This is a genomic window from Maridesulfovibrio frigidus DSM 17176 (assembly GCF_000711735.1).
Classification (GTDB): domain Bacteria; phylum Desulfobacterota; class Desulfovibrionia; order Desulfovibrionales; family Desulfovibrionaceae; genus Maridesulfovibrio; species Maridesulfovibrio frigidus.
Map to the genome: position 1 here is coordinate 179,930 of NZ_JONL01000003.1, position 14,322 is coordinate 194,251.

The window sequence follows — 14,322 nt, forward strand, 5'->3', positions numbered from 1 at the left end:
ATTAATATCGAAAACAAGCCCCTCCGGACATCACCGGCGGGGCTTTTTCGTTTTGTATTTACGGATAATGCTGTAAAGTCGCACTGTTGTAACGGTTTTGATGATACGTGCACATCTAAGCTGGATTAATATTTATTTGTTATAATAAGCCTTCTATATACTTTAAAGCTCTAGAAGTGTTGGTGTACAAGGGATAGTTGCATAGTTTAATAATTTGAACTGTATAAAAACAGTTGCTGTTTGATCTCATAAAAAAGAATCGTATTCGCTTGTATTGAAAAAGCATATGAGTTAATAATTATGCCGAGTTGCCACGTGTATGGTTTCTTTGTTTTTTAGAAGTTTTTGTTTTTATGAATTTTAATCAGGATGAATTCAATATGCTTGAATCAAAGCCATGTCCTCATTGCGGAGAAGATGTTGTTGGTTACCGTAATCCGGTTCCTACTGTTGATATCATTATATATGATCCCTGTAAGGGAGTGGTTTTGATTGAACGGAAGAACCCTCCACTGGGATGGGCGTTACCTGGAGGATTTGTTGATTACGGCGAAACTCTTGAGCATGCTGCTGTTCGTGAAGCCAAAGAGGAAACCAGTCTTGACGTTGAGCTTACCGGACTTGTCGGGGTTTACTCATTGCCGACTCGTGATGTGAGACAGCATACCATAAGTATTACTTATAGTGCTGTGGCCCGTTGCACAGATGGTTTAAAAGCCGGTGATGATGCTGGGGAAGCTCAGTTTTATCAGTTAGATAAATTACCTGAATTAGTTTTCGATCATAGAGATATTTTGAATGATTTTTCAACACGAGTTCTAAAGTTGCAAGCTGCGGCTTCCGTTAGCAATTCTGTTGAGCAGCCATAAAATAAGAGGGAGTTAGCCCAGTGCATGACGTTCTATACGTAACTTCGGAAATGTATCCTTTTTCCAAAACAGGTGGACTCGGCGATGTTATGGGGGCACTACCTCCAAGTGTTCACGAAAAAGGTCCTAAAACGGCCGTTATTACACCGTTTTATGGACGCATGAATTTAGACGGTCATAAATTGAGGCTCGTTTATTCTGATTTGCCCGTGGGATATCCATGGCCTTCGACTACTGCAGAGATTTATCAGACGGATTACAATGGGATGTCTGTTTATTTTGTAGCTCGAGGTGAATACTTTGATCGGCGCCATTATTACAATACGCATAATGGTGACTATTTCGATAATTGCGAAAGATTTATATTCTTTTGCAAAGCTGTTTTAAAATGGGCGAGACTTCTGCCCAGCCCTCCCTCTATTATTCATTCTCATGACTGGCAATCTGCGCTAGTTCCTCCTTATTTACACTTTGAACGTTTGAGCGATCCTTTTTGGAAGAATACTAAGTCCGTTGCGACTATTCATAATTTGGCATTTCAAGGCCGTTTTTCCGAAAGGCTATTTCATGAATCCGGCCTTCCCGCTGAAGCTTGGTCAATGCACGGGGCCGAGTTTTACGGTGACTTTAATATGTTGAAAGCAAGTATTGCTTATAGTGATGCCGTAACTGCCGTCAGCCCCACCTATGCCGAAGAAATTCTTGGAGTTGAATTCGGATGTGGGCTAGAAGATTTTTTAACAAGTCACAGCGGTAAAATTGAAGGCATTTTGAATGGTGCGGACTACAATGTCTGGGATCCGTGTGAAGATAAATTTTTGCCGTGCTGTTATTCCGCCGATGATATTGCCGGAAAGCAGATCTGTAAGCAGAGCATGCTGCGCGATTTTAATATGTCTGACACCTTAAAAGATAAACCCGTCTTCGGTTTTATAGGCCGTTTGCGGAATCAGAAAGGTGTGGATCTGCTTATTGAAATCATTCCAGAGTTGCTGAAAAAAGATGTTGGACTGATTGTGCTTGGTGAGGGTAATCTTGCATATGAAGCACAGCTCCTCGAACTTATGGAAGAGTCTGCTGGACGAATGAGTGTGCAGGTTGGATATACCGAAGATTTAGCTCATACCATTCAGGCTGGATCGGACATATTTCTGATGCCGTCTCGCTATGAACCCTGTGGTCTAACTCAGATTTACGCTCTTAGATTTGGTACGCCACCTGTCGCAACAGCTGTGGGAGGGTTGTGTGATACTATCACTCCTTACCCTGCCGAGGATGCAACAGGATTTACCTTTGCTGAGCCTGATGCGGATCTCTTTTTAGCTGCGATAGATCAGGCTATTGAAGCGTGGAATGACAGAAAAGAGTGGAAGAAAATGATTGTCCGGGCCATGCGTAAAAAATTTACATGGGACCGTTCGGCTGATGAGTATATCAAACTGTACCGTAAACTCGGCGCGAGAATTTAGGTAAAATTATGTCACGAGAATTAATAGAAGATTTGGCTGAAAGGCTGGGTGTAGATGTGAAAGGGGTCGATATAGTAGAGGCTGTCCGCTTGCTTCAGCGAGTCGAAGGTAATTTTGATTGTTTCGCTAGAGCCGCAAGCGGTTTCTGCACTCAGGAAGATTGTCTGTTTTATATTGAATGTCTTGAAAATTCCCGAACATCTGAGGATTAATATTTCATGCCAGAAACTTTACCCGTTTATATCGCTCCTTTTGACTTATTTCTGTTCGGTAAAGGACAGCACTGGGACCTTTACCGGATTCTTGGAGCGCACTTTGATGTGCAGGATGGAAAAGAAGGGTACCGTTTTGCTGTGTGGGCGCCGAATGCACAGAATATTTACGTTGCAGGTGATTTTAATGAGTGGAATAGCCGCACCAATCCTTTACTGCCTGTCGGAGTTTCCGGCATATGGGCGGGGTTTGTGCCGGATGTTACCCCTGGTCAGATGTATAAGTATCAGGTCGTTCAAAGTGATGGGCGCGAGGTAACCAAGACAGATCCTTTTGCATTTCGCTCTGAAATGCGTCCGGGGCACGCAGCAGTCACTTGGGGGCTGGATAATTACGAATGGGCTGATGAATCGTGGATGTCAAAGCGCAGAGAAGACGGGATTCCGCTCGAGAAACCAATTTCTTGTTACGAAGTTCATCTTGGATCATGGCGTAGAGAAGGGTGGGATTACCGTACTTACCGTCAGTTAACTGAAGAACTGATTCCATACGTTAAAGACATGGGATTCACGCATATAGAGCTGATGCCCATTGCTGAGCATCCTCTTGATGAATCATGGGGATATCAGACCAGCCATTATTTTTCGCCGACCTCACGGCATGGATCTCCTGACGATCTCAAGTACTTTATTGATAAATGCCATGAAGAAGGCATCGGCGTTATTCTTGATTGGGTTCCGGGGCATTTTCCTAAAGATGAATGGGGGCTTGGGCGTTTTGATGGCACGGCTCTCTATGAACACGCGGATCCGCGCAAAGGTGAGCATCCCGATTGGGGCACATATATTTTTAATTTCGGACGGCACGAAGTGTGTAACTTTCTGCTGACCAACGCTCTTTACTGGTTAAAAGAATTTCATATTGACGGCATTCGTATTGATGCTGTTGCCTCCATGCTTTATCTCGATTATTCGCGAGAAGAGGGCGAGTGGGTGCCTAATGAACATGGTGGTAATGAGAATCTCGATGCCATCGAACTTTTCAAACAGCTTAATACTGTAGTTCATGATCAGTTCCCCGGTGCCATGATGATTGCCGAAGAATCCACCTCATGGCCCGGTGTTTCGCGCCCTGTATACACAGGTGGGCTCGGGTTCACCTTCAAGTGGAATATGGGCTGGATGAATGACTCGCTTGACTATTTTAGCAAAAGTCCGATTCATCGCGCTTATCATCACAACAGCCTTACTTTCTCGATGATATACGCATTTAGTGAGAATTTTGTTTTGCCCATTTCGCACGATGAAGTGGTGCACGGTAAAGGTGCCTTGTTATCTAAAATGCCCGGCGATACGTGGCAGCAGATGGCTAACCTGCGTTTACTTTTCAGTTACCAGTGGGCGCATCCCGGTAAAAAATTGCTCTTCATGGGGTGTGAGTTCGGTCAGTGGAATGAGTGGGATTGCCGTAAAGAATTAGACTGGCTTTTACTCGGATTTCCCGCGCATCAAGGAATACGTAATACCGTTGCAGACTTAAACCGGACCATGAAAGAAAATCCTGCCATGTACAAACAGGATAACGATTGGGCGGGATTTGAATGGGTAGATTTCAGCGATTTCAGGTCGTCTACCATAAGCTTTTTGCGCAAAAGTGAAGATGAAAAGCCTATACTTTGGGTTTTCAACTTTACGCCCGTTATACGCACAGGATATTGCTTAGGCTGTCCACAGGGCGGCAAATGGAAAGAGATTTTCAATTCCGATGCAGAAATATACGGCGGTTCCAATGTCGGCAACGTCGGCGCAGTTAACGCACGCAAAGCTGGAGATATCGGAGCCTTTCCATATTACCTCGAACTTACATTGCCGCCCCTTGGCGCTGTCGCTTTGCGACCTGAGTAGCATGGGTATATAGGCTTTTACTGGGTTTTATGGTTTAGGTTAGGCCTGCGGCGCTTTTGGGAGAAGATGGAGGAAGGCTTGATTAGCCCTTTGGGCTTTTTGGAATGGGTGATTTCGCCTCCGGCGTCCAGAAGGCCATGGGCCCTCTGGACTCCCTTTATAGGGGAGGGATGTTTTTTAAAAGCTAGTTTTGTTTTATGTGATTAATTTTGTTTTTTGGTGGTATTTTTAATACGTTATTTATTGTTTTTATACAGTTACTATTTTTAAATGGGGGAGAGCTTTTTATAAAGCTTTTCTCCTTTTTTATTTTTGTGCTCTTGCTAACTGATTTGAAATGGTATTGGATGAATTTGGCTAGTTTATTAAAAGATTTAAAATATAAATTTTGGATGAAATTATGAAAAAAAATATATGTATAACTCTTGGTGATCCGAATGGCTTAGGACCTGAACTTGTTTGTAGATTACTTGCTGGGCGTAAACCTGAGAGAGCTTTTTTAATGATTGGGCCTGCCAATAGTTTAGAGTACCATCTCGAGAAGCTTGGTTTTGATTCTTTTTATGAGGAAATCGGTGACCCTTATGAAATTGTCGGGGCTAAGGCTGGATACTATTTGTATTGCCCTGATAAAATTAAAGATTATAAATTGGAAGTAGGCGTTGCGGTCCCTGAAGGTGGGCGTGGTGCCGGCGAAGCTTTAGAAACTGCAACACAGTTGCTCGAAGCCAATATTGTTTCTGGCCTTGTGACCTGCCCATTAAATAAAGCCATGTTGCAATTGGCTGGGTTTGATTTTCCGGGACATACTGAATTTTTGGCAGAAAGATCTGGCGTAGGGCGTGAGAATGTGTGCATGCACCTTGGTGGCCCTAAGCTAAAAGTAAGCCTAGTTACCACTCATCCTAAATTTATAGATATTCCGGATTTGATCACAAAGGAAAGAATCCTGCGTTGTCTTGATTTGACTGATAAGCTTGTTAAATCGCTAGGTTTGGATAAGCCCATAGCGGTATGCGGCCTGAATCCTCACGCAGGTGAGTCGGGTAGAATAGGCAGTGAAGAAATTGATATTATTGAGCCGGCGATTAAAGAAGCGAACGCTAAAGGGCTAAACGTAGAAGGCCCTTTCCCGGGCGATACGATTTTTCATTTTGCCGCGCAGGGTTCGTATAGCGCAGTACTAGCCATGTATCACGATCAGGGCTTGGCGCCGCTAAAACTTCTACATTTCAGTGAAGCCGTAAATATTACGCTGGGTCTGCCATTCCCAAGAACCTCACCCGATCACGGCACTGGTTACGACATTACAGGGACAGGTAAAGCATCCTTAGAAAGCTTCAAAGCCGCCCTAGAAACAGCAGAAACAATGGTTGACGCATAAGTAAAAATTAATCCTCCCCCAAATAAGGATTCCAAAGGGGATTATCCCCTTTGGCCGTCGGAGACGAAATCACCCATCAAAAAAGGCCGAAGGGCATCTAGCCTTTAAAAAAAGCGCCGCAGGCATAACAAACAAAAATCGCCTAACTAGCACTCAATATAAAGTTTGCGGCATCGATCAAGTCGTCGGCGATGTATGCGGCTTTGCCGGTACACTTGGGTTCTTCGGTAAGTCCTTTACCTGTGCGGACGAGGATTGAGCTGGCTCCTTTGGCGAGGCCTAGTTCTATGTCACATAGCTTGTCGCCTATTACGTAGCATTGTGTGGGATCTAAACTAAATTCTGCTATGGCATTGTCAAACATTTCAGTCGCGGGCTTGCGGCAATTGCACGCTTGATCTGGGGCGTGCGGGCAGTGATAGATTGCATCAAACTTGACGCCGCTTTTTGAGAGTAGATCTTCCATTCTGGCATTCACACTATTCATGTCAGCCACAGAATAATATCCTCTTCCTATGCCTGATTGGTTGGTCACGACAATAAGACCAAACCCGGCTTTACTCATTATTTCTAGCCCTTTTTCTGCGTTTGGTAGAATTTCAACTCTCTCGGGATCACTGAGGTAGTGCTTGTCTATGATGATTGTTCCGTCGCGGTCCAGAAGGATGTATTTTTCCATAAGTGTACCCATAAGAAAAGCTCAAGCCTTTAGCAGTATTAGTGCTTTGAGACTTGAGCTTTTTTAATTTTATTATCAAATGTCGGCTTGTTAAAATGAAACAGGCAGAACATTCTTTGATTGATAAATTGCTACATGCCAATTTTTTTATTGGCAAATTTGAGCATTTTTTCAGCTTCAGAAAAGCTTGGATTAATTTTAATTGCTTTTGTCGCTGCGTCTGCCATTTTATCCCACTGCTTCCAATCATAGTATAAACGACCGCAGTTAAAGTAGAGATATTCATCTTTATCATTTAACTTCAGGGCCTTGAGATAGTACTTTTCTGCGGTTGCAAAATCTTTCATTTTACGCAGAACAATACCGATACGATTATACAAGAATATCGCATTAGGATCATTAGCTAGTGCTTCTTCAAGGTAGCCAAGAGCATCTTCATAGAGTCCTGCCTTGATGAATTTATCCGCAACTTCGGCTCGTAGTTCCGTGTCATCCTTAAATTCGCTGATAAGCTGGTTGAAAAGAATGTTAGCTTCAGGAATGTCACCCTTTTCTATAAGCTCTTGCCCTTGTGTCAGCAGTGTTTGCTTTCTGGCACCCATTGCTTTCAGAAGGCCTTGAGCGTTATTGCTGACTTTTTCCTGCAACTCTTTTAAGAGCTCGCGCAGGACTGACATGAGGACCTTTTCTTCACCATGTGTATAGTTGATGATCAGCGGGTAGTCTTCACGCAGTTTTTTATCGCTATTAAGGATGTGCACTGCGCTATCAAGTAATTCTTGAAACTCTTCTCTTTCTGCTTTCATCAAAGAGCCGCGAAGCATCGCAACAACTGCATCATACACAGCCTGAACAGCAGGCATAGCCTTTTGCTGTTTTAAAAGGCTTGATACTCCAGCTAACTTTTTCCGGGCGTTTGTAAGTTCACCTGACATATTTTTCTCCGCTTTTATAATTTAGGAGAGAGCTATTTACCGAGAGCATCTTTTACCAGATTACGGAATCTGGAGAAGAAGTATTCACTATCACGTGGACCGGGAGCTGCTTCCGGATGAAATTGTATTGCGATAATTGGTTTGGATTTATGAGCAAATCCTTCCAACGTTTCATCGTTAAGATTTTTATGTGTCATCATAAGATCGGAACACTCAGAAATGTCAACGCAAAAACCATGATTCTGTGAAGAAATTTCGATTTTATTTGATTCCAAGTCTAGTACAGGCTGGTTACAACCGTGATGCCCAAATTTAAGCTTGAAAGTTTTACCGCCAAGCGCGAGCCCGAGGAGCTGGTGTCCGAGACAGATTCCTGCTGTCGGAAGGTCCTGACAAAGAGCACGTGCAGTTTTAACTGCATGATCAAGGACTGCTGGATCGCCGGGGCCGTTGGAAAGAAATACAGCGTCGGGACCTAGGTCGCGAATCTGCTTTTCACTGTAGCTTGAAGGGACACATAGGATTTGAAAACCCTGATCAGCTAAAAGGCGTATAATATTCCATTTAACACCGTAGTCGATGAGTACAAGCTTAGGTGTGTTATCGTTCCACTTATAGCCTGCAGAAACATCGACAGGGACGGGCTTGTTGTCTTTCCATTCATAACAGGAGTCTGAAGATACCTTGTCTGCAAGGTTCTGGCCTTCCATTAAAGGAAGATTTTTGGCCTTTTCAACCAGCTTTACAGGGTCGGTTTCTTCAGTGGAAATGATTCCACGCATGGCTCCGTTAATGCGCAGATGGCGAGTCAGTGCGCGTGTATCAATTCCTTCAATCCCTATAATTCCTGCTTCCTTAAGGTAATCAGGAAGAGATATAACAGAACGCCAGTTTGATGGCTTTTTGCAACATTCTTTGACTATAAATCCGGCAACATGAACCTTTGAAGACTCGTTGTCTTCTTTAGTTATGCCGTAGTTACCGATAAGCGGATAGGTCATGCAGACCATCTGTCCGGTGTAGGAGGGGTCGGTGAGGACTTCCTGATATCCGGTCATGCCGGTGTTGAAGATGGCTTCTCCGCCAGATTCACCGGGGCCGGTGAAGGATGTGCCTTCAAACCAAGTTCCGTCTTCAAGTGCCAAGATGGCTTTCATATTTGTTCCCTCTTAAGAATCTTTATGGCTGTATCCAAGTCATCCGGGCGGTCGACTCCATGGCAGGAGTGTCCTGTAACCGTGACATGGATGGATATTCCGTTGTCCAGCAGCCTGAGCTGTTCAAGCTTTTCCCTTTGTTCAAGCGGGGAAGCAGGCAGGCTGGCGAATGTTTCAAGGGCTTCCATGCGGAAGCCGTATAGGCCGATATGCAATAAATATTCTCCCTTACCATCATGAGAAAAAGGTATGGGAGAACGCGAAAAATATAGTGCTCTGCTGTCTTTGGCAAGTGCGACTTTCACCCTGTCGGGGGAAAGGGCTTCCTCTGCGCTGATCGGCGAGGCAAGAGTTGTAACTCTTACGCTGTCATCCGCAAAAGGACTTACCAAATCAGACAGCATTTCCGGTGCGAGGCAAGGCTCATCACCCTGAATATTAACAACAATGGAATCTTTTGGCAGGTTTAACTTACTTGCCGCTTCAAGAACTCTATCCGTGCCGCTGGTATGGGTGTCCGCTGTCATGACTGCGGGAACTCCCAGCTTTTCGGCTGCGTCCATGATCAAAGTGCTGTCAGTTGCAAGGACAACCTTTTTCATTTCAGGACACTTACTGGCTCTGGACCAGACATGCCAGAACATAGGCTTTCCGCAAATATCAGCCAAAGGCTTGCCGGGAAAACGGCTGGATTCGTAGCGTGCCGGAATAATTCCGTAACATCCTGAAACTAAACTCATCTAATACTGTCCTTTAGCTCAGGTTACGCAGAATCGCTTCACAAGCCAGTTCTGTTCCGCCGCGCATGTTTTCAAGATATTTTTCAAAATCTTTTTTAACTTTGTCCGGCTTGGGCGCTTTTTTACTTATAAGCAGAAGATTTTTTAAAACACCTTCATAGTCATCAGCCTGTCTAGCCAATTTTTTAGCAAATATGTCTTTTCCGACCCAATTGAAGTTTGTCCAGTAGGGCCCGATAACAGGAGTCACACCATAAGAAAGCGGCTCCAGAAAGTTTTGCCCGCCGACAGGAGCTAGGCTTCCGCCGATAAAAGCAGCGCGTGCAAGAGAAAAGGCAGAAAGCATTTCTCCGAATACATCCCATAGAACAATGTGACCGAGGGGCACTTTACCATCCACTTCTGAGCGGAGAATCCACGGGAGACCTTTCTTTTCTAACATGTCTTTCCATGCATCAATTCTATGCATGTGGCGCGGGAAAAGGCCTATGACTGTTTTAGGTCTCTCTTTTTTGAGAGCCGCAGTAAGTTTTAAAACCTGCGATTCTTCTTCTTTACGGATGGAGCCAAGTATTATGAACGGAGTTTTGGGTTTGAAAATTTTAGAAAGTGGGTTCGCTGTATAAGCAAGCGGAGCAACTGTTGCCGTGCTGTCAAATTTGATGTTGGGCATCAAGCTGACTTTGTCTATCTCGAAAAGAGTTTGAAATCTGTTTGCATCATTTGGTGAGATGGCAAGAATCTCTTCAGGCGCAATGGTTTTGAAAAATGAAGGCCATGTCATATATCCCGCAAGAGATTTAGTGCTCATCCGTGCGTTGATTATGATTACTTTTATTCCGAGTTCTTTACATGCCAGAAGGAATCCGGGCCATATTTCTGTTTCAAGTAAAACCACCAATTTAGGGTTGACGGCTTTTAATGCTTTGATAGCCAGACTCGGCATATCAAACGGAAAGTAGGTTGCTGTTGCAGAAATATTTCTAGCGTTCGGGGTAAGCCTGTACACTGTTCTTTCAAGCTCTGAGAGGCCTTGAGAGGTGTTGGTCGTCAATAGAAATTTAGTAGGGCTGGTTGCCTTTATATTATCTAAAATGCGGGTGGCAAGTTTTGCTTCGCCTGCTGATGCCGCCTGAATCCATACATCCGCTTGCGGAGGAAGACTGTGCTTTAAGGTTCTACGATCAAATCCTTCGCGCAGCCTTTCATTCCTATGTAGAAATGGTAAGGCGGCTTTCCAACCGAGGTCGTAGACAAACGAGGCTGTCCGAAGCTTGAGAGATTGTGACATGTAATGGTCCTGACGTTGAAAAAAGTTACTTCCGCTTTTCTTGTCCGAGTTCGATCAGCTTCCCGATTAACTGACAGAATGAGTATCCGGCAGCTTTCGCTGCTCTCGGAACAAGACTTGTAGGAGTCATTCCCGGAAGAGTATTTACTTCCAGAAGGTATGGGACTCCGTTAGAAATTATAAAATCAGCTCTGCTATAGCCGCTAAGCCCAAGAAGTTTATGCACCTTAAGGGTAATTTCTTGAATTTCCCTGGTCAGTGAATCTTCGATCGGTGCCGGGCAGACTTCTTTCGCCCCGTCAAGGGCGTATTTGCTATGGTAATCAAAGAACTCCGCATTTTCAGGCGGTGTAATAAGGACAATCGGTAATGGTTCATCTCCAAGGATGGCGCATGTTACTTCGATTCCCTGAATATATTCTTCAGCTAGTGCGCTGTCGCCCATGCTGAACACTTTCTTAATCCCTGCGTCCATATCTTCTCTGGTCTGCGCAAAAGTCATTCCGAGGCTTGATCCGCCTGAGTTCGGTTTAATGAAAACCGGTGGAGAAAGTTTTTCAATTCCTTTGCATCCTTTAGCGGGGCAAATTAATTCCCACTTAGGAGTTAGAATATAATTTTTATCAAAAATTGTTTTTGCCGCAGCTTTATTAAGCGTCAGGAAAGAACTTTCCGGCCCTGAACCTTGATACGGGCAGGATGTTTGATTCAGCATTGCTTGAATCAGGCCATCTTCTCCGGGTGAACCGTGGAGATTTATAAAAGCAAAATCAACATGGTCAGCGCGGTCGACTAGTGTTGCGAAATCTGTTGCAGGATCAAATAATTCGACTTTATGTCCAAGCTCAAGCAATGCCTTGTGTATGCCTTTTGCTCCGCTCAGGGACACTTCCCGTTCGTCAGACCAGCCGCCCGCTATTAAAAGAACATGCATTGAGATCAACTCCTATTAAATGGCTAAGCCGCTGCTCAAGTATCAGGGCTTGTTCAAATGTTTGCCTAATTCTCATCTTGATTTTTTCAGTTTTACCGTATCTTACGGCTAAATCACTGAATCTTTTTTCAAGCGAAGTCATGGTGTCGTGCATTACGCGCTTGTCGGCGTAGCTTACAAGAAGCGGAAGGAAATATTTTTCAGCATCAGGTTCGAAAGGCCAGAAAACATGATGCAACACGCCCATTGCAATAACAGGGTTCCCGGTTAGTTGCATGACCAATGCAGAACCCAACTGGCTATGGTTTCCGCTGTGTTTTATGCAATAGCTTTTAGCAATGTCATGAAGGAGGGCAGATGCTTGAACGGTATTTACATCAACTTGAACATTAGCCTTTTCACCCATCAGAGCAATGGATACAGCCACTTTTGCAACTTGTGTACTGTGAGCCTTAATGTTGTCGAACATGTCATAATCTTCCCAGTGCTGCATACATTCTACAGCAGTAGGAACAGACCATGAAGGATCGGACTTCACAGGCTCTGGCGGTGTTAAGTTGGATTCCATTGGCGGATAACCGAAAGCTGGTTTCTCAGGAGATTTTATCATCTTGATATCATTCATATAATTTATACATAGTTCTTTAAAGATAGAAACTTCCATCCATTACCATTTTGCATAAAAAAAGGCAAAGCCCCGAATCGTATAAAAACGGGGATTTGCCGAAAAATCCATAACTATAATCTGGCATGAAAATCGTATTGCATGCGAGAAGAAAATATTTCTTAGCCAAAAATGGTTAACACTTGATGTTTACGGAGTGTCTTCCTGAAGAAGCGGATCAGATAGAAGCCTCATTACTCTGGCCATGTCGAAGTCATGTGCTTCGTTAATGTCTCCTGTTTGTGCGGAAGCTTCAACAGTTTGTTCAAGGAGCTGATCTGCGTCTATTTCCTGACTGTTCATTCCGGATCTGATATTGGATGAAACTGTGTCGATTGTCTGCTCACGTGTTTGGACAGGGGCGGCATTACCTTTCCCTGAATTGATATTTTCATTTCTGGTGTGTCCGTTAACTAGATTATTTGCAAAGCTGATTTCCATTTTGATTCCTCCTGATTATATGCACTTAAAGAAAGCAACTTCTGTTCCGATGGCGATAAAATGCATAAGTTATAGCGTGTTATGGTTTTTAGGGGGTGGATTAATCTGCCCTGCTCATTGAAATAGTAGGAAAAAAAGTCTTTATTGAAATAAAAAAAGGCAATAAATGAAATTTAGCTTGAATTTTTTTTTCCTAGGTTTTATTCGAAAGCTAGGTAAGTGGTATTATCGATTAAAATAAATTTGATGATGTGCACTCTATCCTGACAGCTGAGGTGTCTTTCCACTTTGGCGAGTAATGCTTTCAGGAGGTTTTTTTATAAGGCAGGAATGTAACGTAACTAGTCATCCAAAGTCGGCTGGTTGCGAATGTTTTAATTGTAAATTAGTTGTGAAACGCGAAATAGTCATGTTGGCTGTTTCGTGTTGTTCAAAGTCAGAAAAACCTCCGGACATTGGGTCCGGAGGTTTTTTTGTGTCTTGTGAATTTTTAAACTGAGTTTAAATCGTCTTCGATTATGTCTGCGACTCTTTCGGCAACTCCCGGTTCTCCGATCATTTCTCGAAGTTCTTTTAAATCATTGCGTGTCGCGAGTGCTGCAGCGGGGTTGCCTATCCATTTTTTCATGAACGGATAAAAGTGTGCCGCTGTTGCTTCTTCGAGCAAGCATTCCGGCAGTATTGGCTTGTCGGAAATTAAATTCGCAAGGGATACGTATTTTACAGAAATAATCCTGCGGGCAAGAAATGCCGAAAAGGCGGACATTTTATATGCCACAAGAGTCGGTGTGCCAATAAGGGCGCACTCGAGAGTGGCTGTGCCGGATGCCGCCATAATTACACTGGAATTACGCATTAAACGGTAGCGGTTTTCGGGTTGGTTTATGGTAACTGGAATATTTGCGGGCCAGAAGCTGCGGAGTTTTTTTTCTGTAACGCCCGGAGCGCGCGCTATTGCGAATTTTAAATATGGAAAATCTGCGAGCAGTTTTTCTGCTGTTTTTGCGAATTCAGGAAGCAGCGTTGATATTTCCTTGCTCCTGCTGCCCGGTAGAATGCCTACTAAGTGAGGGTCTGGTTCAATTGCATCTAGTTCTGCGAGTGGAAGAATATCTAGTAGAGGGTGCCCGACATACTGCGCATCTACACCTCTATCTTTGAAGAATTGTTGTTCAAAGGGAAGGATGCATAAAATTTTACGCACATATTTTTGTAGAAACTTTGCTCGCCCTTGTCGCCATGCCCATATTTGTGGCGTAATATAATAGTATACAGGGATGCCTAGTTTATGCGCGATCTTAGCTACTCTAAAGTTGAAGTCCGGGCAGTCTATCAATATGACTGCTTTAGGGCGTTCTGCTTTCAGGATGTCGCCTATTTGACCGAAAAGTTTTAATAATCGTGGAAGTTTAGGGAATACTTCTGTGAATCCGACAAGAGAAATAAGTTGCATTGGGTAACGAATGTCACATCCAACTTTTTCCATATCAGTTCCGCCCATGCCGAGGACTTTTAGGTCAGGGTCAGACTTCATCAGTCTGGCTGCCAGTTTTGCTCCGTGCATATCGCCTGAGGCTTCGCCTGCGTTAATCCAAATGCTATTGTTTATTTTATTCATAAGTGTATTTATTTAATAAGTTTT

The 14,322-nt window shown here is 43.8% G+C and carries 14 protein-coding genes; 5 read left to right on the top strand and 9 right to left on the bottom strand.

The annotated features are described in order from the left end of the window. The first annotated feature begins 380 nt into the window (after window positions 1-380). The 5 genes from BR06_RS0108110 to pdxA all read left to right on the top strand — a co-directional run bounded on the left by BR06_RS0108110 (window position 381) and on the right by pdxA (window position 5,839). On the top strand, window positions 381-869 hold the full coding sequence (locus tag BR06_RS0108110; RefSeq protein WP_031481970.1) for an NUDIX domain-containing protein: 489 nt from the start codon (window positions 381-383) through the stop codon (window positions 867-869). A 20-nt stretch (window positions 870-889) separates the two neighbouring features. Continuing rightward, complete coding sequence (glgA, locus tag BR06_RS0108115) at window positions 890-2,338, top strand: glycogen synthase GlgA (protein WP_031481971.1); 1,449 nt, start codon at window positions 890-892, stop codon at window positions 2,336-2,338. Between the two features lie 8 nt (window positions 2,339-2,346). Beyond that, on the top strand, window positions 2,347-2,550 hold the full coding sequence (locus BR06_RS0108120) for a hypothetical protein (protein ID WP_031481972.1): 204 nt from the start codon (window positions 2,347-2,349) through the stop codon (window positions 2,548-2,550). A gap of 6 nt (window positions 2,551-2,556) precedes the next feature. Further along, window positions 2,557-4,455, top strand: coding sequence for a 1,4-alpha-glucan branching protein GlgB (gene glgB / locus BR06_RS0108125; protein WP_031481973.1), 1,899 nt, complete (start codon window positions 2,557-2,559; stop codon window positions 4,453-4,455). 400 nt (window positions 4,456-4,855) lie between these two features. After that, window positions 4,856-5,839 carry a 4-hydroxythreonine-4-phosphate dehydrogenase PdxA gene (gene pdxA, locus BR06_RS0108135; RefSeq protein ID WP_031481975.1) on the top strand — a complete coding sequence of 328 codons (984 nt, stop codon included), beginning with the start codon at window positions 4,856-4,858 and terminating at the stop codon, window positions 5,837-5,839. Between the two features lie 142 nt (window positions 5,840-5,981). On the opposite strand, the gene BR06_RS0108140 is transcribed toward pdxA, so the two are convergent. The 9 genes from BR06_RS0108140 to lpxB form a co-directional block, all read right to left on the bottom strand. After that, the gene (locus BR06_RS0108140) at window positions 5,982-6,518 is read right to left on the bottom strand and encodes a D-glycero-alpha-D-manno-heptose-1,7-bisphosphate 7-phosphatase (protein WP_031481976.1); all 537 of its coding nucleotides are present in this window, start codon (window positions 6,516-6,518) and stop codon (window positions 5,982-5,984) included. A 131-nt stretch (window positions 6,519-6,649) separates the two neighbouring features. Beyond that, window positions 6,650-7,453, bottom strand: coding sequence for a tetratricopeptide repeat protein (locus BR06_RS0108145; RefSeq protein WP_031481977.1), 804 nt, complete (start codon window positions 7,451-7,453; stop codon window positions 6,650-6,652). Window positions 7,454-7,485: 32 nt separating this feature from the next. After that, window positions 7,486-8,610: a glutamine-hydrolyzing carbamoyl-phosphate synthase small subunit gene (gene carA / locus BR06_RS0108150; RefSeq protein ID WP_031481978.1), complete on the bottom strand. Its 1,125-nt coding sequence runs from the start codon at window positions 8,608-8,610 to the stop codon at window positions 7,486-7,488. After that, window positions 8,607-9,350: a 3-deoxy-manno-octulosonate cytidylyltransferase gene (gene kdsB, locus BR06_RS0108155; protein WP_031481979.1), complete on the bottom strand. Its 744-nt coding sequence runs from the start codon at window positions 9,348-9,350 to the stop codon at window positions 8,607-8,609. Before kdsB ends, carA begins: the two co-directional genes overlap by 4 nt. A gap of 13 nt (window positions 9,351-9,363) precedes the next feature. Continuing rightward, on the bottom strand, window positions 9,364-10,641 hold the full coding sequence (locus BR06_RS0108160; RefSeq protein ID WP_031481980.1) for a 3-deoxy-D-manno-octulosonic acid transferase: 1,278 nt from the start codon (window positions 10,639-10,641) through the stop codon (window positions 9,364-9,366). A 25-nt stretch (window positions 10,642-10,666) separates the two neighbouring features. After that, the gene (locus BR06_RS0108165) at window positions 10,667-11,575 is read right to left on the bottom strand and encodes a D-alanine--D-alanine ligase family protein (protein ID WP_031481981.1); all 909 of its coding nucleotides are present in this window, start codon (window positions 11,573-11,575) and stop codon (window positions 10,667-10,669) included. Beyond that, window positions 11,541-12,185 (bottom strand): HD domain-containing protein, encoded by a 645-nt coding sequence (locus BR06_RS0108170; protein ID WP_235727691.1) that lies wholly within the window; start codon window positions 12,183-12,185, stop codon window positions 11,541-11,543. The genes BR06_RS0108165 and BR06_RS0108170 overlap by 35 nt, the downstream gene beginning before the upstream one ends. Before the next feature lie 204 nt (window positions 12,186-12,389). Further along, a complete protein-coding gene (locus BR06_RS0108175) occupies window positions 12,390-12,680 on the bottom strand; it encodes a hypothetical protein (protein WP_031481983.1) in 291 nt (96 codons plus the stop codon). 490 nt (window positions 12,681-13,170) lie between these two features. Continuing rightward, the gene (gene lpxB / locus BR06_RS0108180) at window positions 13,171-14,298 is read right to left on the bottom strand and encodes a lipid-A-disaccharide synthase (RefSeq protein WP_031481984.1); all 1,128 of its coding nucleotides are present in this window, start codon (window positions 14,296-14,298) and stop codon (window positions 13,171-13,173) included. Window positions 14,299-14,322: the final 24 nt, after the last annotated feature.